Below are 18,807 nucleotides of genomic sequence, written 5' to 3'. Positions count from 1 at the left end.
GCGGGCCCGGACCCTCCGGGCGGTTCACGGCCGCACCAGCGTGCGCAGGTCGGCGAAGCGCCGCTCACCGATGCCGTCGACCTGGCGGAGCTCCTCCACGGAGCGGAAGCCGCCGCGGGCGGTACGGAAGTCGACGATGTGCTGCGCCAGTACCGGCCCGACCCCCGGCAGCCCGTCGAGCTGGGCGACCGTGGCCGAACCCAGACTCAGCGGGCCAGGACCAGGCCCGGAGCCGGCACCGCCGCCCGGCCCGGCGGCCGGTGGCGGCTGCGCCGGGGCGCCGACGACCACCTGCTCGCCGTCCACCAGCACCCGGGCCCGGTTCAGCCCGGTCGTGTCGGTGCCGGGACGCACTCCCCCGGCGGCGGCCAACGCGTCCTCCACCCGCGAACCCGCGGGCAGCCGCCGCACCCCGGGGTCCCGGACCTTGCCGCTGACGTCGACGACGATCCGCGCGGCCGCACCGGCCCCGCCGGCCCCCGCTCCCGAGGCCGGAGCCGCCGGTGCCGTGGCCGCCGCCGGGACGGCCCCCGGCACGGCCCCCGGGGCGACCACCGCGGGCACGGTCACCGCCCGCGGCCGCGCCGACCAGTACTGCTGCCCGGCGAAACCGACGGCGGCGAGCAGCACCACCCCGACGGCAGCCACCGCACGCGGCCGCACCTCGCAGCGGTCCTGCAGCCACAGCGGCAGCCGCTCCCGCACGGCCAGCCTCCGCGCAGCCCCTGAGGGCAGCCCGGAGGCCCCGCCGGACGGTGCCTGGGCATCGGCCCCGTCCGGGGCCGCGGGCGGCGCCTGGAGTGCCCGGGGCGGCGGGGCCGGGGCATGCGGCGGGCTGCTGCCGCCCAGCAAGGCCTCGGCCCGCCGGCGCACCGCGCCCGGCTCCGGATGAGGAACCCGCCGGCCACGACGCGCCGTACGGCGATGCCGGAGACGGCTGTCGGAGAGCCGGTTCTCGGAGAGCCGGCCGTCGGAGAGACGGGGGCGGCCCGGGCCACTGGTGGCGCCCGACGGATACGAAGCACGCGTTCGAAGAGTCATGCCACGACCGTAGAGGCCGAGCCCGCCCCCGGTTCGGATCACTCAATTCCGGTGGAAAAAAGGCCCGTTGTGGATAACCGCGCCACCCGTTCCGGTGATCAGCGGGGCGAGACGACCGCCGCCAGCAGCCCCGGGCCGGTGTGCGCCCCGATCACCGCACCGACCTCGCTGACGTGCAGCTCGACCAGTCCGGGGATGCGCTCGCGGAGCCGCTCGGCGAGCTTCTCCGCCCGCTCCGGAGCCGCCAGGTGGTGCACCGCCACGTCGACGGCGGCGGACCCGGCGCGCTCGACGGCCAGCTCTTCCAGGCGGGCGATGGCCTTGGACGACGTACGGACCTTCTCCAGCATCTCGATCCGCCCTCCGTCCAGCGTCAGCAGGGGCTTCACCGCCAGGGCGGAGCCGAGGAGGGCCTGCGCGGCCCCGATCCGGCCGCCGCGGCGGAGGTAGTCGAGGGTGTCGACGTAGAAGTACGCGGCCATGTCCGCCGCACGCTTCTCGGCGGCCGCCACGGCCTCGTCCACGGACCCGCCCGCCTCGGCCACCTCGGCGGCGGCGAGCGCACAGAAGCCCAGGGCCATCGCGATCATGCCGGTGTCCACGACACGCACCGGTACGGGTGCGGTCTTGGCGGCGAGCGCGGCGGCGTCGTAGGTGCCGGACAGCTCGGCGGACAGGTGCAGGCTGACGATGCCGGTCGCCCCGGCGTCCGCAGCCGCCCGGTAGGCCCGGGCGAACTCCTCCGGGCTGGGGCGCGAGGTGGTGACCGAGCGGCGCTTCTGCAGGGCCAGGGCCAGGCTGCGCGCCGAGATCTCGGTGCCTTCCTCAAGTGCCTCACCACCGAGCACCACGGTGAGCGGGACGGCGGTGATTCCGTGCCGCGCCATGGCCGGTCGGGGCAGGTAGGCCGTGGAATCGGTGACGATGGCGACATGGCGGGACATGAGCCGGAGATTACCGCCAGTGGGGGCATGACGGCAGCCTGGCCCCACGACGCGACCGTCGGCCGGGGTCCCCGGGGCGGCGAGAGCCTACGGTACGAGCCCGGTACGAGCCTCTACGAGACCCGCGCGCCCCGCCTTCAGGTGGTGCTTTCCGGTCGACGCGCCTTCTGCCAGGGGTACTGCGGTGCCGGGGCGGCCGGGTTCAGGGCCTGCGGCTGATCCGCGCCCCACGCCGGGCTCGCCGCCGCCGCAGGCTGCCCCGGAGCGTTCCCCGGAGCCTGTGCCGGACCCGCCGCGGCCCCGTTCGCCTGCGCCGCGTCCCACGCCGCGGCCGCCGCCGCGAGGTCGTCCACCGGCTCCCGCTGCCAGTCCCGCAGCGCGTCGGACTCGACCTCGATCTGCGCCGACAGCGTGGACAGGTCGTCCTGCGCGAACCGCTGGGCCCGGTCCCGCGCGGCCCAGCGCAGCGAGTCCGCGGCCTGCTTGATCTTGGCCGTCCGCTCCCGCAGGTCCGGCAGGCGCTCCGCGATCCGCCCGCGGTCCGGGTCCTGCTCCAGCCGCTTCAGCTCGTCGTCGAGCTCGCGCCCGTGCGCGCTCAGCCGCTCGAACAGCGCGATCGACTCGTGCAGCGAGGCGTCCACCCGGACGCCGTCCTGCAGCGCCTGCTCCGTGGCCCGCATCGAGGTCCGCAGGTCCAGCCGCAGCTGCGCCAGCGCCCCCGTGACCCCGACCTGGCCGAAGCTCTTGGCGCGCAGCGTGGTGTCCTCCACGGTCCGCCGCGCCTGCGTGATGGTCCGGTCCACACCGCGCTTGGTCGCCTGCACCACCTTGACGGTCGCGTACACACCCAACCCCAGGAAGGTGAAAAGCACCATCAGCGCGAAGATGATCAACGCGGCCTCCATGAGCATCCCTTCCCCAGTACACGACGGCTCTTTTCCGTCCCCTCCACGGTAAACGCCACGGGCAGGCCAGGGGTTCCAATCGAACCCCCAACCTGCCCGTACGGGATCCCCCCTATGCGGGGGTGCGCCCTCAGATGACGATGTTCACCAGCTTCGGCGCGCGCACGATCACCTTGCGGATCTCCGCGCCGCCCAGCGCCGCCACGACACCCTCATCGGTCACGGCCAGCTGCTCCAGCTCCGCCTCGGAGATCGTCGGCGGCACCTCCAGGCGTGCCTTGACCTTGCCCTTGACCTGCACCACGCACGTCACGCTCTCGTCCACGACGTACGCCGGGTCCGCGACCGGGAAGTCCTGGTGGACCACCGACTCGCTGTGACCCAGGCGGTGCCACAGCTCCTCCGCGATGTGCGGGGCCAGCGGGGCGACCAGCAGCACCAGGGCCTCGGCGACCGAGCGCTCCAGCGGGCGGCCGGCCTTCGTCAGCGCGTTGTTCAGCTCGGTGATCTTCGCGATGGCGGTGTTGAAGCGCAGCCCGGTCAGGTCCGAGCCGGCCCCGTCGATCGCCTTGTGCAGCGCGCGCAGGGTGTCCTCGGCGGGCTCGGCGTCGACGACCGTCACCGCGCCCGTCTCCTCGTCCACGATGTTGCGCCACAGGCGCTGCAGCAGCCGGTACTGGCCCACCACGGCCCGGGTGTCCCACGGACGGGAGACGTCCAGCGGACCCATCGCCATCTCGTACAGGCGCAGCGTGTCCGCACCGTACTCCTCGCAGATCTCGTCCGGCGTGACGGCGTTCTTCAGGGACTTGCCCATCTTGCCGTGCTCACGCTTGACCGGCTGGTCCTGGTAGAAGTAGCCGCCGTCGCGCTCCTCGACCTCGGCCGCGGGCACGTAGACACCGCGCGCGTCGGTGTACGCGTACGCCTGGATCATGCCCTGGTTGAAGAGCTTGTGGAACGGCTCCGCCGAGGAGACGTGACCCAGGTCGAACAGCACCTTCGACCAGAAGCGGGCGTACAGCAGGTGCAGCACCGCGTGCTCGGCGCCGCCCACGTACAGGTCCACACCACCGTGCGGTGCGCCCTCGCGCGGGCCCATCCAGTACTGCTCGATCTCCGGGTCCACCAGGGCCGAGGAGTTGTTCGGGTCCAGGTAGCGCAGCTCGTACCAGCAGGAACCGGCCCAGTTGGGCATGGTGTTGGTCTCGCGGCGGAAGGAGCGCACGCCCCGGCCGTCGCCCAGGTCCAGCTCCACGTTCACCCACTCGCCGTTGCGCGACAGCGGGGTCTCCGGCTTGGAGGTGGCGTCGTCCGGCTCGAAGGTGCGCGGGGAGTAGTCCTCGACCTCCGGCAGCTCCAGGGGCAGCATCGACTCGGGCAGCGGGTGCGCGACGCCGTCCTCGTCGTAGACGATCGGGAAGGGCTCGCCCCAGTAGCGCTGACGGCTGAACAGCCAGTCGCGCAGCCGGAAGTTGACCGTCCCCTCGCCGATGCCGCGCTCGGCCAGCCAGTCGGTGATCGCGGCCTTCGCCTCGACGACGCCCAGGCCGTCCAGGGCGATGCCCTCGCCCGTCGAGTTGACCAGCTTCGCGTCGTAGGAGACGAAGGCGTCGTCCCACTCTGCCGGGTCGGTGCCGCGCCCGTCCGACGGCTCCACGACGCAGCGCATCGGCAGCTCGAAGGCGCGCGCGAACTCGAAGTCGCGGCTGTCGTGCGCCGGGACGGCCATGATCGCGCCGGTGCCGTAGCCCATCAGCACGTAGTCGGCGATGAAGACCGGGACCTTGTCACCGCTGACCGGGTTGATCGCGTACTCACCGGTGAAGACACCGGTCTTGTCCTTGGCCTCGGCCTGCCGCTCGACGTCCGACTTCGAGGCGGCCTGCTTGCGGTAGGCGCTGACGGCCTCGGCCGGCGTGGCGTGCCCGCCGGTCCACACCTCGTGCGTGCCCTCGGGCCAGGCGGCCGGGATGAACTTCTCCACCAGCGGGTGCTCGGGCGCCAGCACCATGTAGGTGGCGCCGAACAGGGTGTCCGGACGGGTGGTGAAGACGGTGATGGCCTCGTCGCCCAGCGCGAAGTCGACGCGCGCGCCCTCGCTGCGGCCGATCCAGTTCCGCTGCTGCAGCTTGATGGCTTCGGGCCAGTCCAGCGCGTCCAGGTCGTCGATCAGCCGGTCCGCGTAGGCGGTGATCCGCATGTTCCACTGGCTCAGCCGGGACTTGAAGACGGGGAAGTTGCCGCGCTCGGACCGGCCGTCGGCGGTGACCTCCTCGTTGGCCAGCACCGTGCCCAGCCCGGGGCACCAGTTCACCGGCGCGTCCGAGGAGTACGCCAGCCGGTACTCGTTCAGCACGTCGGCCCGCTCGGCCGCGGTCAGAGCGGCCCAGGCACGGCCGCCGGGGACCTCACGGGAGCCGTCCTCGAAGGCGGCGACCAGCTCGGTGATCGGCCGGGCCTTCTTCGCGTCGGCGTCGTACCAGGAGTTGTAGATCTGCAGGAAGATCCACTGGGTCCACTTGTAGTAGTCCGGGTCGATCGTGGCGAACGACCGGCGCTTGTCGTGGCCCAGGCCCAGCCGGCGCAGCTGGACCTTCATGTTCTCGATGTTGGCCTCGGTCGAGACGCGCGGGTGCGTGCCGGTCTGCACGGCGTACTGCTCGGCCGGCAGGCCGAACGCGTCGAAGCCCAGGGTGTGCAGGACGTTGTGGCCGGTCATCCGCTGGTGGCGGGCGAAGACGTCGGTGGCGATGTACCCGAGCGGGTGTCCGACGTGCAGGCCCGCACCGGAGGGGTACGGGAACATGTCCATGATGAACTTCTTGGGCCGTGCGACCACCGCGGGGTCCCCGGCCAGGTCACCGGTCGGGTTCGGGGCCTCGTACGTGCCCTGCGCGTCCCAGACGTCCTGCCAGCGTGCCTCGATGTCGGCGGCCATGGCAGCCGTGTAGCGGTGCGCCTCGGCCGCCTCGGGGGCCGGGGTGTTCGTCTCGCTCATGATTTCTGAAGCTCCATCGATCGTCTCTGCCGTCTCTGCCTGCCCAAACGAAAAAACCCCTCGCACAGGAGGGGACGCCGCGCCGGGTCCGACCATCTCGAAGGGTCGGCACTGATCAGCGCGGCTCGGTAAGCAGAAGGCGTACGGCACGCATGGCGTCAGGGTACCGCAGCGGCCCCTTCCGACGCTCGGCCGTTCCACCCGTCGACACGACACGCGACACGCGACACACAGGGCACGGGGACACGGGGACACGGGGACACAACGAGAAGCGGGCCACCCGATCCGGGTGGCCCGCTTCTTCACTGTGGAGCTAAGGAGAATTGAACTCCTGACCTCCTGCATGCCATGCAGGCGCTCTACCAACTGAGCTATAGCCCCTTGTTGTGCTTGCCGCTTCGGTTTCCCTTGCCGGTTCCCCTTGGCGACGTCCCAAACATTACACGGTCATGGCCCTGGTCCAAAAATCGGTTTCCACCGACCAGAGGCCATGTCCGATTTGAGCCAACTTGTCACGCCCTCGCGAACTGATAGAACCGCTTGAGCGTGCAGTGCTCGTCGAGCAGCCGCCCGTAGATCGGCTCCCCTTCCAGCTCACGGTACGTCTCGATCGGGTCGCCTTTTATGATCAGCGCCCGAGCGCATTCCTCGCACCAGTACTGGTAGTCGGGGTTGACCGGGTCCATGTCCCGCACGATCGGCGTGCCGTTGTTGCACCAGTCGCACCGGCGCCGGTGTGCACCCATCCGTCAGCGACTCCCTCCCGCGTCGGGCCGTCGTCTCCCCCTCCGGCGGTCACGATTCTGCCATGCCGGTGCGGGCCAGGTCAGCAAACGCAAAGGGTACAAAAGCAAGGATCCCGCCCCCTATTGGGGACGGGATCCTGATTGTGGAGCTAAGGAGAATTGAACTCCTGACCTCCTGCATGCCATGCAGGCGCTCTACCAACTGAGCTATAGCCCCGCTCTCCGCTGCGCTCCCCCGTCTCCGGTGTTCTGCGCTGCGAACAAGAAGAACTCTAGCCTGTGACCAGCCGGAAAGTGAAATCCGGATGGCCGCCCCGCCGGGGAGCGACGGAAGGCCGCTCTAGTCGTCGTCGCCGAGCACCGGTTCCGGCAGCGTGCCGGCGTTGTGCTCCAGCAGACGCCAGCCGCGCGCGCCCTCGCCGAGGACGGACCAGCAGCAGTTGGAGAGCCCGCCGAGGCCCTCCCAGTTGTACGAGTCCAGGCCCAGCAGGCGCCCGATCGTCGTACGGATGGTGCCGCCGTGGCTGACCACGACGAGGGTGCCGGACTGCGGCAGCCGGCCGGCGTGTTCCAGCACCACCGGCGCTGCGCGGTCGGCGACCTCGGTCTCCAGCTCACCGCCGCCGCGGCGGACCGGTTCGCCGCGCTTCCACGCCGAATACTGCTCGCCGTACTTCTCGAGGATCTCGTCGTGCGTGAGGCCCTGCCACTCGCCGGCGTACGTCTCGCGCAGTGCCGCGTCGTGCGACACCGCCAGCCCCGTGAGGGCCGCCAGCTCGGCAGCCGTGGCGGAGGCGCGCTGCAGGTCGGAGGCCACGATGGCATCCGGCTTCAGCGAGGCGAGCAACCGCGCGGAGCGGCGCGCCTGCGCCACACCCGCCTCGGTCAGCTCGATGTCAGTGGAGCCCTGGAAGCGGCGCTCCAGGTTCCACGAGGTCTGGCCGTGCCGCCAGAGGACGATCTTCCTGCCGGACTTGCCCGAGGTGGTCGCGCTCAGAACAGATCACCGTCCAGTTCGTCGTCGCCCGCCGCCTCGCGCAGCTTGGCGTGCTCCTCGGCCTTGCCGATGGTGAGCTTGGCGTCTTCGGGAAGCTCGATCTCGGGGCAGTCCTTCCACAGGCGCTCCAGCGCGTAGAAGACACGCTCCTCGCTGTGCTGGACGTGGACGACGATGTCGACGTAGTCGAGCAGGATCCAGCGGGCGTCGCGGTCGCCCTCGCGGCGCACCGGCTTGGCGCCGAGCTCCTTGAGCAGGCGCTCCTCGATCTCGTCGACGATCGACTTGACCTGGCGGTCGTTGGGCGCCGAGGCGAGCAGGAAGGCGTCGGTGATCGACAGCACGTCGCTGACGTCGTACGCGATGATGTCGTGCGCGAGCCGGTCGGCCGCGGCCTGGGCGGCGGCGGTGATGAGCTCGATGGAGCGGTCCGTGGCGGTCACTGGCCATGCTTTCGGGTTGGCGGGCAGATCCTTACAAGGGTCTCATGTACCGCCGACACCGCCCGCGCGCAGCGTCGCGCGCGGGCGGAAGCCTCCTCCGGGGCCGCTCCGGAGCCTGGTCAGGACGCCTTGTAGTCCTTGCCCAGGATCACCACGATCTCCGCGTTCACCGCGTTCTCGGCCTTCTTCACCGCCGTCTCGGGCAGTCCCAGCGTCTTGGCGACCTCGATCGCGCGGTCCCGCTGCGCGTCGTCCTGGTAGGTGATCTGCGAGGTGGCCGCCGTCTTGTCGGCCTTGCCGCCGTCGACGAAGGCGTAGCCGCCGTTCATCAGCGTCGCCTTCGCCGCGACCTGCATCTTCTCGTCGCCGGTAGCGTCCTTGAGGCCGACGCGCGGGGCCGCACCGGGCTGCGCCGCGGCGCCGGAGCCGCCCAGCACCTCCTTGACGACCGACTTGTTCGCGTCGTCCGTGAGCGTGCCGTCCGCCTTCACCGCGAGGACGTCCGTGCGGTACGCGCCCACCTTGGCGTGCGCGCCGAGCCGGGATAGCAGGGCCCCGAGGGTCTGCGCGTTCAGGGCGGGATCGAGGATCTGGCCGATGCTCTCGACGGTCACGGCCGCCGCCTTCGGGTCGCTCGGAACCTTGCGCAGCACCGCCTGGAGCACCTTGCCCACGCGATCCAGCTGCTTGGCCTCCGGTTCGCCCTGCCCGCGGAACGTGGCGTACGCCACGGCCATCGGCCCGCTCAGGCTCTGCTTCTGGCCCTGGGCCACGGCCGGGGTCTTGGCCGCGTCGTCGGCCGGGACCGCGGTGTCGGTGTCGACCTCGATGCCGCCGACCAGCTCGACCAGGTTCTCCAGGAAGGGGGTGTCCAGGCGCCAGGTGCCGCCGATGCGGGTGCCCAGCACGGAGTCGAGGGCCTCGCGGGTGCCGAGACCGCCGTCCTCGACCGACTTGCCGAGCCCCGTCGGCGTCCCGTCCTGGCCGGTGACGGCCAGGGTGTTCGGCAGCAGGACGGTGGCGCCCTTCTTGGCGGTGACGTTGTCGACGAGCAGCGCCGAGGAGGTGCCACCCTTCTTGGTGTTGTGCAGGTGGACGACGATGATGTCCCGCTTCTGCGCTCCGGCGTCGGCGGTCGCGCCCGTCTTCTTCTCGCCGGGGCCGTCGAGGAAGGGCAGCTTGCCCGCATACCAGAGGTAGCCGAGTCCGCCGACGACGAACAGGGCGAGGACGACGATCAGCGCCACCACCCGGTTGCGGCCGCGGCGGCGGGCCTCCTCGCGGCGTTCGGTGCGGCTCTCGGTGAATTTGAGCCAGTCGATGACGTCCTCGGAGTCCTCGTCCGGCTGGTCGATGAAGGCGAACATCTCGGTGCGGTAGTCCCGGTCCGCCTGGGGCTCGCCGTCGCGCTCGCGCTCGTCGCCCCGCGCACCGCCCTCATCGGCGTCCGGCCGGCGCGGCTCGGGGACCTGGGCGGCCGGCCGTTCGGCGGGGGCCTGGGGCTCCGGGGCGGTCTGCTGCGGGATCCACTGCTGGGTCTGCTGCGTGTCGTACCCGTAGGCGGGCGCCTGGGTGTACTCCTGCTGCCCGTACTCCTGGGCGGCCGGCTGCTGCGGGTAGTACTGCTGCTGTTGCTGTTGCTGTTGCGGCTGCTGCTGGCCGTAGCCCTGGTAGTCGTAGCCGTACTGCTGCTGCTCGTACTGCTGCCCGTACTGCTGCGGGGCGGCCGGAGCGGGCTGGGCGGGCTGCGCGGGCACCTGGCCGTACACCGGCCGCCCGTACGCGTCGTAGCCGACGAGCTGCTGCTCCTGGGCGGCATACGGGTCGTACGGATCCTGTCGGTCGTTCACCGCGGGGCCCCTCTCTCCGGAAGCTCAGGCTCCCCGGTACAGCTCACGCTTGTCGATGTAACGCACGACACCGTCCGGCACCAGGTACCAGACAGGGTCCCCCTGAGCCACCCTCGCACGGCAGTCGGTGGACGAGATCGCGAGCGCGGGCACCTCCACCAGGGAGACGCCACCTTTCGGGAGCCCGTCGTCGGTGAGCACGTGGCCCGGCCGGGTGACTCCGATGAAGTGGGAGAGCGAGAAGAGCTCTTCGGCGTTGCGCCAGGTCAGGATCTGTGCGAGCGCGTCGGCACCGGTGATGAAGAACAGGTCGGCATCGTCGTTCTGCGCCTTCAGGTCGCGCAGGGTGTCGATGGTGTACGTCGGCCCGCCGCGGTCGATGTCGATGCGGCTCACCGAGAACTGCGGGTTCGAGGCCGTGGCGATGACCGTCATCAGGTAGCGGTCCTCGGCCGGCGACACGGCCCGCTGCGACTTCTGCCACGGCTCGCCGGTCGGCACGAACATCACCTCGTCGAGGTGGAAAAGGGCGGCCACCTCGCTGGCGGCCACCAGGTGTCCGTGATGGATCGGGTCGAATGTCCCGCCCATCACTCCGAGCCGGCGCTTGACCGGACCGGTAGGCATCTCCTGCTCTCCCATGAGCGCAGAGCCTACTGGCCCGGGGGACGCGGCGTTCTCGGCGGGTTCAGCGGTCGCGGTTCAGGCGCGTGGTGACCCAGAGCATCAGGATCAGGATCAGGAAGGCACCGCCGCCGGTCAGGTACGGGTTCAGGCTGTCGTGGTTGCCGCCGTGCTGCTCGGCCCCCTCCGAGGCGAGGACGACCAGGTTGTGGGCGGTGGTGGAGAGGCTCATCAGGCAGATACCTATCGAGTCGGGGAGCGGGCGGAGACTTCGCTCACATCGTATGCGGGGGCCTGGGGCACGCTCACGCCGACTCAGGCGTTGGAGAGGATAGACGCAGGGTCGAGCAGTTTCATCCAGGGGAGGGCGCTATGACGGAAACAGGGTTCGAGAAAGCACCGGCGCGGGACCGAAGGCGGTTCCCCGGCATCTCGTCGCGGGCGTACGAGCATCCGGCGGACCGCTCCGCACTGGTGGCACTGCGCAAGCTGAGCGGCTTCGACACGGTGTTCAAGGCCCTGAGCGGGCTGCTTCCGGAGCGGAGCCTGAGGCTGCTGTTCCTGTCGGAGTCGGTGCGGGTGGGCGAGGCGCAGTTCCCGCACCTGCACGCGATGCTGCGCGACGCCTGCTACATCCTGGACCTGGAGAAGGTCCCGCAGATGTACGTGCAGCAGGACCCGAACCCCAACGCCATGTGCATCGGGCTGGACGAGCCGATCATCGTGGTGACCACGGGCCTCGTCGAGCTGCTCGACGAGGAGGAGATGCGTGCGGTGGTGGGCCACGAGGTGGGCCACGCGCTGTCGGGGCACGCCGTCTACCGCACGATCCTGCTGTTCCTGACCAACCTGGCCCTGAAGATCGCGTGGATCCCGCTGGGCAATGTGGCGATCATGACGATCGTGACCGCGCTGCGGGAGTGGTTCCGCAAGTCGGAGCTCTCGGCCGACCGGGCCGGGCTGCTGGTGGGACAGGACGTGCAGGCCTCGATGCGGGGGCTGATGAAGATCGCGGGCGGCAACCACCTCCACGAGATGAACGTGGACGCCTTCCTGGCCCAGGCCGAGGAGTACGAGTCGAGCGGCGATCTGCGCGACTCCGTGCTGAAGATCCTGAATCTGCTGCCCCGGACGCACCCCTTCACCACGGTGCGGGCGGCCGAGCTGAAGAAGTGGGCGGAGAGCCGCGACCACCAGCGGATCATGGACGGCCACTACCCGCGGCGGGACGAGGACAAGGACACCTCGGTGACCGACTCCTTCCGGCAGTCCGCCGCGCACTACGCCGACTCGGTGCGCACCAGCAAGGACCCGCTGATGAAGCTGGTGGGCGACATCGCCGGCGGCGCGGGCGACCTGGGCGGCAAGCTCCGCGACAAGTTCACGGGCGCCGGAGCCGGCACTGCGCCGCAGGACAAGGGCGGGGCTACGGAGCAGGGCTGACGGGAGCGGCCGGCGGGGGCGGTGTCGCGGGCGAGGTGACGGCCGGGGTCGTTGGCGAGGCCAGGACCCCGCACAGCCCGGCCGTGCGCCGCGGCTGGCCGCTGGCGTACGGGTCGCTGGCGGCCGGGCCCACCGTGGTCGGGCCGGCTCCGGCCAGGAGCGGGCGGAAGGCCCCGGCCGGGTCGGCGGAGCAGTCCTGCGGCCCGGCCATCACATAGGCCGAGGCCAGCTCCAGCCGCCGGGTCGTCAGGTCCTCCCGGTCGAAGCGCAGCCGCAGCTCGCGCCGGACGGTGAAGAGCGAGGCGCCGTCGGCCGCGGCGGGGGATCCGGTGGCGGGCCGTACGGCGTAGACGAAGGTGTGGTCGGTGGTGACCTCCAGCATGTCGGGGGCCACCTCCTCGAAGGCGAGCGTGCCGCTCACCCGGACCCGGGAGTCGGCCACGACGGCGGTGGCCTGGTCGAAGCGGACCAGCCAGCCGGTGGCCGCGTGGCGGCCGTCACCGGAGGGCGAGGTCATGCTGCGGTCGAACTGCGCCAGCTGGTCGGGGTCGAGCAGGACGCGCACCGGGCGGGAGGCCGCTCCGGCGAGGATGTCGGGGTCCATCGAGGACTGCACCAGGTAGTCCTTGGCGATGGACAGCGCGGCGACGACCTGGGCGTCGGTGAAGTGGTGCGTGCGGCGCACGGCGGGCAGGGTGATGCCGGCCGCTCCGACCCGGTAGTCGGCGGCGGGGCTCTTCGCAAACAGCTCGGCGGGGCGCCCGCCGGGCACGTGCGCGGTCGGCGCGAGCGGGATCACGGTGCTGCCGAGCGCCTGGGCCGGTCCCCCGGACGGGGGCACGTAGGGGTTGCGCAGCCCCATGTAGACGGCGACGGCGAAGGCCGTGGCGATGAGCAGCACGAGCAGCATGCCCTGCCGTGCGCCCCGGCCGGGGGTGCTGGTCCGGGACGCGGAGCCGCCGCCGGACCAGATGGATCGGCTGCGCACCGCGCGGGCGTGTTCGCCCATGCGTTCCTGCGCGGAGTACTCCTGAAGCCGGGCAGCGCGGACGAAGTCCTCGTCGAACACCACCGACCGGTACTCGTCCGACCGGTACTCGTCCGACCGGAAGTCGTCCGACCGGAAGTCGTCCGAGCGGAAGTCGTCCGAGCGGAAGTCGTCGTCGCCCCCGCCCATGCCCTCGGGGGTGCTGTTGGGTGGATCTCCTGGCACGGCCATCGCTTCTCCCCGCTGTCCCCGCTTCAGAGAAGCCCCCAGCTCCGGCGTATGCGAGTGGGGTCGTACCTTCAGGGTTGGCGAACGGAGGGGTACGTAAACGCGCCGACGCCGGTGACTTCGCCCCTGGGGGTACTGGCGGGCGCCGGAGCGGGGTCCGCCTCACCCGAGGCGCTGCGGTACACGGCGCTGAAGGCGAGCGCGACCATGCCGAGGCCCATCACGAAGGCGAGCACCCAGGCGACGGGGCGCAGCCACGGTGCGCGGCCGCGGTAGGGACGCAGGCTGCCGCCGTAGGCCCCGTACGGGCCGTAGGGGTATCCGTGGCCGCCGTCGTGGTCCCAGCCGTGGTCGTCGTCGTACCCGTCGGGGTGGCCGTATCCGTAGCTGTCGTAGTCGTCGTCGCCCGTCCAGCCGCCGGCCACGGCACGGGCGGCTTCGGCCTCCGCGCGTGCTCGGTCGGCCGCCCGCTGGCGCTCGGCGGCGCTCGGTTCACGGATCTCGGCGTTCCGGACGAAGTCCTCGTCGAACACCACGGAGGCGAAGTCGTACTCCGCGCCTCCGCGGTCGTCGTCGGGCTCCCCGTCGTCCGGGAACGGCTTGCCCCCCACGTCGTCCGGCACAGGACCAGCCTAGACCTGGGGGGCCTCCTTGGGCAGGGTGTACGCCGAAATCCGGCCACGCCGCGCTCAGGGCATAACTACCGAACGTGACCGTCGCCGGTGACGATGTACTTGGTGGAGGTCAGTTCGGGAAGCCCCATCGGGCCCCTGGCGTGCAGCTTCTGGGTGGAGATGCCGATCTCCGCGCCGAAGCCGAACTGGCCACCGTCCGTGAACCGAGTGGATGCATTCACGGCGACCGTGGTCGAGTCGACCAGCTGGGTGAAGCGGCGCGCGGCGGCCTGCGAGGTGGTGACGATCGCCTCGGTGTGGCCGGAGGTCCAGCGGCGGATGTGGGTGACGGCGTCGTCGAGGGAGTCCACGACTCCGGCGGCGATGTCGTAGGACAGGTACTCGGCGGCCCAGTCCTCGTCCGTGGCGGGCAGGGCGGTGACCTTGCCGCCCTCGGCGGCGGCGAGGACCCGGGCGTCGCCGTGCACGGTGACGCCGGCGTCGGCGAGCGCGTCGAGGGCACGCGGCAGGAAGGCGTCGGCGATGTCGCGGTGGACGAGGAGGGTCTCGGCGGAGTTGCAGACGGAGGGGCGCTGGGCCTTGGAGTTGATGAGGATGGCCACCGCCATGTCCAGGTCGGCCTGGGCGTCGACGTAGACGTGGCAGTTGCCGGTACCGGTCTCGATGACCGGGACGGTGGATTCCTCGACCACGGTCTTGATGAGGGAGGCGCCGCCCCGCGGGATGAGCACGTCGACGAGGCCGCGGGCGCGCATCAGCTCGCGGACGGAGTCGCGGGACTCGCCGGGGACGAGCTGGATCGCGTCGGCGGGCAGGCCGGCGCTCTCGACGGCGTCCCGCAGGATGGCGACGAGTGCGGTGTTGGAGGAGTAGGCGGAGGAACTGCCGCGCAGGAGGACCGCGTTGCCGGACTTGAGACAGAGGGCGGCGGCGTCGACGGTGACGTTGGGGCGGGCCTCGTAGATGATGCCGACGACGCCGAGCGGGACGCGGATCTGCCGGAGGTCGATGCCGTTGGGAAGGGTGTTGCCGCGGACGACCTCGCCGACGGGGTCCGGGAGGGCGGCGACGTCGCGGACGTCGGAGGCGATGGCGGCGACGCGCTCGGCGGTGAGGGTGAGGCGGTCGATGACGGTCTCGCTGGTGCCGGCGGCGCGGGCCTTGTCCGTGTCCACGGCGTTGGCGGCGATGATCTCGGCCGTACGGGCCTCCAGCGCGTCCGCGATCGCCAGCAGGGCGGTGTCCTTGGCGGACCGCGGGAGTGGGGCGATGGCCGCGGCGGCGGTGCGGGACCGCTGCGCGGTGGCGAGGACGGGCGAGGTGGCGGTGGCGGTCGCGGTGGCGGCATCGAGCGAGGTCATGCCGCCCAGGGTAATCCCCTGCCGGTACCCCGCCGCTGGGGTTCCACCCCACGAGACGGCCTCCGGCCGGGTCGCGGGGTGGGTGCGGGGCCGCTGCGCGGAGCCGTCTCCCCGCCCCGCCCTTTCGCCGTCCCCCAGACTCCGTCCGGGGGGACCCCCAGCCGGGCTCCGCCCGGACCCCGGCCCTCAAGCGCCGGACGGGCTGGAAGACCCGGGGCTCCGCCCCGGACCCCGCTCCTCAAACGCCGGAGGGGGTGGGTGGTCCCGGACGGGCTGGATGGTCCCGGAGGGGCTGGATGTCCCTGGCGGGGCCGGGGCTAGTACGGGTGGACGCCCACCGGGTGGGCCGGGGGCGGGCCGTAGCCCTCCGCCACGCGCTGGTGGTAGGTGGCGCGGTCGATGACCTCCAGGCCGACGATCTCCCAGGGCGGGAGCTTCGCCGAGGAGCGGTGCTCGCCCCACAGGCGCAGGGCGACGGCCGCCGCGTCGTGGAGGTCCCGGGCCTCTTCCCAGTAGCGGATCTCCGCGTGGTCGTCGGCGTACCGGCTGGTCAGCAGGAAGGGATGGTCGTGGGCCAGTTGCTCCAGCCCGCGCCGGACCTCGGACAGCGGGGCCGGCTTGCCGGAGACGCTCAGGGTCACGTGCCACAGGCGCGATGCGTGATCCTGCTCCTCCCCGCCACCGCCGCCGTCACCGTCCCCCGTGCCGACGCTGGTCAGCGCTCGTCTCACCAGCCGCCTCCTGTCTCCGCCACGCGGGTCCGCCCGCCCCTCACAGTTGACCAGTCCACGGGCCGCCGCGCTCCGCTTTTACCGAACCTCAGCTCTCCAGCAGGACCAGATCGTCCCGGTGGACGACCTCCCGCTCGTACGCGGGTCCGAGTTCCCGCGCGAGCTCGCGAGTGGACCGGCCTAGGAGCTGCGGGAGCTCCTTGGCGTCGAAGTTGACCAGGCCCCGGGCCACGGCGCGGCCGTCCGCGGCGCGCAGTTCCACCGGGTCCCCGGCGACGAAGTCGCCCTCGACCGCCGCGATCCCGGCGGGCAGCAGCGAGCTGCCGCGTTCGGTGACCGCGCGGACGGCGCCGTCGTCCAGGACCAGGTGCCCCTGGGGGGTCGACGCGTGCTGGAGCCAGAGCAGCCGGTCCGCCGAGCGGCGCCCGGTGGCGTGGAACAGCGTGCCGGTCCCCCGTCCGGCGAGGGCGTCGGCGGCCTGGCTCGCGGAGGTCAGCACCACGGGGATCCCGGCGGCGGCCGCGATCCGGGCCGCCTCGACCTTGGTGACCATGCCGCCGGTGCCCACGCCCGCCTTGCCGGCGCTGCCGATGGAGACGTGCGCAATGTCCTCGGGCCCGCGGACCTCTTCGATGCGCGTGGTGCCGGGCTGGGACGGGTCGCCGTCGTAGAGGCCGTCCACGTCCGAGAGGAGGACGAGGAGGTCGGCGCGGACGAGGTGGGCGACGAGGGCCGCCAGCCGGTCGTTGTCGCCGAAGCGGATCTCGTCCGTGGCGACGGTGTCGTTCTCGTTGACGACGGGGAGGGCGCCCATGGCGAGCAGCTGGTCGAGGGTGCGGTAGGCGTTGCGGTAGTGGGCGCGGCGGCTGGTGTCGTCGGTGGTGAGGAGCACCTGGCCGACGCGGACGCCGTACCGGGCGAAGGAGGCGGTGTAGCGGGCGACGAGCAGGCCCTGGCCGACGCTCGCGGCGGCCTGCTGCCGGGCCAGGTCCTTGGGCCTGCGGCGCAGGCCCAGCGGGGAGAGTCCGGCGGCGATGGCTCCGCTGGAGACGAGGACGATCTCCTTCTCGCCTCCGCTGCGGGCCTTGGCGAGGACGTCGACGAGCGCGTCCACCCGGTCGGCGTCGAGTCCGCCGGCCGCGGTGGTCAGGGAGGAGGAGCCGACCTTGACCACGATCCTGCGGGCGTCCACGACACCTTGCCTAGCCGCTGACACGTCTGTCCCCTTGCCCCTTGCCGAAATGCCTGTTGCCGAGATGCCTGCCGTCTCAATCTACGGGGTGGGCGCGCGGGGCTGCTCGGGGGTTTCAGACCCTGGACGAGGACCCCGCCTCCACGGGAGCGGCCTCCTCGGCGCGGGCGGCACCGGGGACGAGGATCTTGCGGGAGAGCAGGAAGGTGAACGGGATGGCCACGACCGCCGCGACCAGCGGGGCGATCCGGGTGTCCATCCCGGCCCAGGTCACCAGCGCGTACAGGCCGACCGACTGGATGACGAAGTTGGTGATGTTCGTCAGCGGGAAGAGGAAGAACTTCTTCCAGGTCGGCCGGGTCCGGTAGGTGAAGTAGGTGTTCATGAAGAACGAGCCGACCATCGCCAGGACGAAGGCGAGCGAGTAGGCGGCGAAGTACGGCATCCACGGGTGCAGGAGCAGGTAGATGACGAAGAAGGTGCCGGTGTTGACCCCGCCCACGAGGGCGAATCGGAACACCTGGCCGAGCTGGTCCTTGCGGCTCATCGGGCGCTGCGCTCCACGATCGTAGGCTCTGCGACCGGGGCCGCCGGCCGGTCATCGGTCCGCGGGAGCGGCTCTGCTCCGTGCGATTCCTTCACCAGGAAGTGCGGCCTGCGCTTGGCCTCGTAGTAGATGCGGCCGATGTACTCGCCGATCAGGCCCAGCATGATCAACTGTACGCCGCCGAGGCCGGTGATGATGGCCACGAGGGTGACGTACCCCGGGGACTCGACGCCGTTGGTGATCGCCATGATCGTGATCCACAGGGCGTACAGACCGGTCAGGGCGACCAGCGACACGCCGAACCAGATTCCGATCCGCAGTGGCTTGTTGTTGAAGGAGATCAGGCCGTCCATGCCGTAGTTCAGCAGGGCGCCGAACTTCCACTTCGTCTCGCCGGCCTCGCGCTGCGCGTTGCGGTAGTCGAAGTGGACGGTGTCGAAGCCGATCCAGGAGAACAGTCCCTTGGAGAAGCGGTTGTACTCCGGCAGCGACAGCAATGCGTCCACGGCCGGGCGCGAGAGCATGCGGAAGTCGCCGACGCCGTCGGTGAGCTCCACGTCGACCCAGCGGTTGACGCCCCGGTAGTAGAGGCTGCTGAGGGCGGAGCGGAGCTTCTTGTCGCCCTCGCGCGTGCGGCGGGCGATGATCTGGTCGTGTCCCTGCCGGTAGTGCTCCAGCATGGTCGCGATGAGCTCCGGCGGGTGCTGGAGGTCCGCATCCATGATCACTACGGCGTCGCCCGTGGCCTCGCGCAGGCCGGCGAGCATGCCGGCCTCCTTGCCGAAGTTCCGGCTGAAGGAGACATAGCGGGTCTGCTCGCCGTGTTCGGCTGCGATCTTCCGGAGCTTGTCGAGGGTGCCGTCGCGGCTTCCGTCGTCGACGTAGCAGACCTCGTACTCGACGGGGAGGGCGTCCAGAACCCTTCGGATCTCCACATCGAAGCTGTCGATGACGGCTTCTTCGTTGAAGCAGGGGACAACTACGGACAGCTTCGTCATGAACACTTCCTGCTGGATCCGAACGGGTGATTGTCGGCGGCCGGACCCGCCTCTCACCTCTTCCTTAGAAGTATGCACGGCGAGGGTCGGACGAGAGTCGGGCTGCGGGAGTCGAGGGCGGCACACGGTAGCG

The 18,807-nt window shown here is 71.3% G+C and carries 18 protein-coding genes and 2 tRNA genes; 1 reads left to right on the top strand and 19 read right to left on the bottom strand.

Annotated elements, in window-relative coordinates; all coding sequences use genetic code 11:
• Positions 1–24: 24 nt before the first annotated feature.
• The 12 genes from ACZ4YL_RS05220 to ACZ4YL_RS05165 form a co-directional block, all read right to left on the bottom strand.
• Positions 25–1,041: a ComEA family DNA-binding protein gene (locus tag ACZ4YL_RS05220; protein WP_468113856.1), complete on the bottom strand. Its 1,017-nt coding sequence runs from the start codon at positions 1,039–1,041 to the stop codon at positions 25–27.
• A gap of 98 nt (positions 1,042–1,139) precedes the next feature.
• Entirely contained in the window at positions 1,140–1,985 is an 846-nt protein-coding gene (locus ACZ4YL_RS05215; RefSeq protein WP_468113854.1) for a DegV family protein, read from the bottom strand.
• Between the two features lie 137 nt (positions 1,986–2,122).
• A complete protein-coding gene (locus ACZ4YL_RS05210) occupies positions 2,123–2,890 on the bottom strand; it encodes a hypothetical protein (protein ID WP_468113852.1) in 768 nt (255 codons plus the stop codon).
• Between the two features lie 130 nt (positions 2,891–3,020).
• Positions 3,021–5,891 (bottom strand): leucine--tRNA ligase, encoded by a 2,871-nt coding sequence (gene leuS, locus ACZ4YL_RS05205; protein WP_468113850.1) that lies wholly within the window; start codon positions 5,889–5,891, stop codon positions 3,021–3,023.
• A 308-nt stretch (positions 5,892–6,199) separates the two neighbouring features.
• A tRNA-Ala gene (locus ACZ4YL_RS05200) sits at positions 6,200–6,272 on the bottom strand.
• A gap of 131 nt (positions 6,273–6,403) precedes the next feature.
• A complete protein-coding gene (locus ACZ4YL_RS05195) occupies positions 6,404–6,637 on the bottom strand; it encodes a hypothetical protein (RefSeq protein ID WP_008738908.1) in 234 nt (77 codons plus the stop codon).
• Between the two features lie 144 nt (positions 6,638–6,781).
• A tRNA-Ala gene (locus ACZ4YL_RS05190) sits at positions 6,782–6,854 on the bottom strand.
• A gap of 123 nt (positions 6,855–6,977) precedes the next feature.
• Positions 6,978–7,634, bottom strand: a complete 657-nt coding sequence (locus ACZ4YL_RS05185) for a histidine phosphatase family protein (RefSeq protein WP_468114094.1) — start codon at positions 7,632–7,634, stop codon at positions 6,978–6,980.
• Complete coding sequence (gene rsfS, locus ACZ4YL_RS05180) at positions 7,631–8,077, bottom strand: ribosome silencing factor (RefSeq protein WP_030008628.1); 447 nt, start codon at positions 8,075–8,077, stop codon at positions 7,631–7,633. The genes ACZ4YL_RS05185 and rsfS overlap by 4 nt, the downstream gene beginning before the upstream one ends.
• Positions 8,078–8,196: 119 nt before the next feature.
• Positions 8,197–9,927, bottom strand: coding sequence for an LCP family protein (locus ACZ4YL_RS05175; protein WP_468113847.1), 1,731 nt, complete (start codon positions 9,925–9,927; stop codon positions 8,197–8,199).
• Between the two features lie 24 nt (positions 9,928–9,951).
• Positions 9,952–10,569 (bottom strand): nicotinate-nucleotide adenylyltransferase, encoded by a 618-nt coding sequence (nadD, locus tag ACZ4YL_RS05170; protein ID WP_328790472.1) that lies wholly within the window; start codon positions 10,567–10,569, stop codon positions 9,952–9,954.
• Between the two features lie 46 nt (positions 10,570–10,615).
• Positions 10,616–10,783 (bottom strand): hypothetical protein, encoded by a 168-nt coding sequence (locus tag ACZ4YL_RS05165; RefSeq protein WP_202201594.1) that lies wholly within the window; start codon positions 10,781–10,783, stop codon positions 10,616–10,618.
• Positions 10,784–10,923: 140 nt separating this feature from the next.
• On the opposite strand from ACZ4YL_RS05165, the gene ACZ4YL_RS05160 reads away from it, so the two are divergent.
• Entirely contained in the window at positions 10,924–11,994 is a 1,071-nt protein-coding gene (locus ACZ4YL_RS05160) for a M48 family metallopeptidase (RefSeq protein WP_468113845.1), read from the top strand.
• Here ACZ4YL_RS05160 and ACZ4YL_RS05155 read toward each other — a convergent pair.
• From ACZ4YL_RS05155 to ACZ4YL_RS05125, 7 genes are all read right to left on the bottom strand, one after another.
• Positions 11,978–13,213: an SCO2583 family membrane protein gene (locus ACZ4YL_RS05155; protein ID WP_468113843.1), complete on the bottom strand. Its 1,236-nt coding sequence runs from the start codon at positions 13,211–13,213 to the stop codon at positions 11,978–11,980. The genes ACZ4YL_RS05160 and ACZ4YL_RS05155 overlap by 17 nt on opposite strands.
• A 68-nt stretch (positions 13,214–13,281) precedes the next feature.
• Positions 13,282–13,833 carry an SCO2584 family spore wall biosynthesis protein gene (locus ACZ4YL_RS05150; RefSeq protein ID WP_314244815.1) on the bottom strand — a complete coding sequence of 184 codons (552 nt, stop codon included), beginning with the start codon at positions 13,831–13,833 and terminating at the stop codon, positions 13,282–13,284.
• A gap of 77 nt (positions 13,834–13,910) precedes the next feature.
• Positions 13,911–15,206, bottom strand: a complete 1,296-nt coding sequence (locus ACZ4YL_RS05145) for a glutamate-5-semialdehyde dehydrogenase (RefSeq protein ID WP_468113841.1) — start codon at positions 15,204–15,206, stop codon at positions 13,911–13,913.
• A 317-nt stretch (positions 15,207–15,523) separates the two neighbouring features.
• Positions 15,524–15,991: a hypothetical protein gene (locus ACZ4YL_RS05140; RefSeq protein ID WP_030715718.1), complete on the bottom strand. Its 468-nt coding sequence runs from the start codon at positions 15,989–15,991 to the stop codon at positions 15,524–15,526.
• A gap of 34 nt (positions 15,992–16,025) precedes the next feature.
• Complete coding sequence (proB, locus tag ACZ4YL_RS05135) at positions 16,026–17,153, bottom strand: glutamate 5-kinase (protein ID WP_468113839.1); 1,128 nt, start codon at positions 17,151–17,153, stop codon at positions 16,026–16,028.
• A gap of 91 nt (positions 17,154–17,244) precedes the next feature.
• A complete protein-coding gene (locus ACZ4YL_RS05130) occupies positions 17,245–17,676 on the bottom strand; it encodes a GtrA family protein (RefSeq protein WP_301371200.1) in 432 nt (143 codons plus the stop codon).
• Complete coding sequence (locus tag ACZ4YL_RS05125; protein WP_468113836.1) at positions 17,673–18,674, bottom strand: glycosyltransferase family 2 protein; 1,002 nt, start codon at positions 18,672–18,674, stop codon at positions 17,673–17,675. Before ACZ4YL_RS05125 ends, ACZ4YL_RS05130 begins: the two co-directional genes overlap by 4 nt.
• Between the last annotated feature and the right edge of the window lie 133 nt (positions 18,675–18,807).

This window comes from Streptomyces sp. NPDC030021 (assembly GCF_055574035.1).
This window is presented reverse-complemented; position numbering and strand designations above follow the sequence as displayed.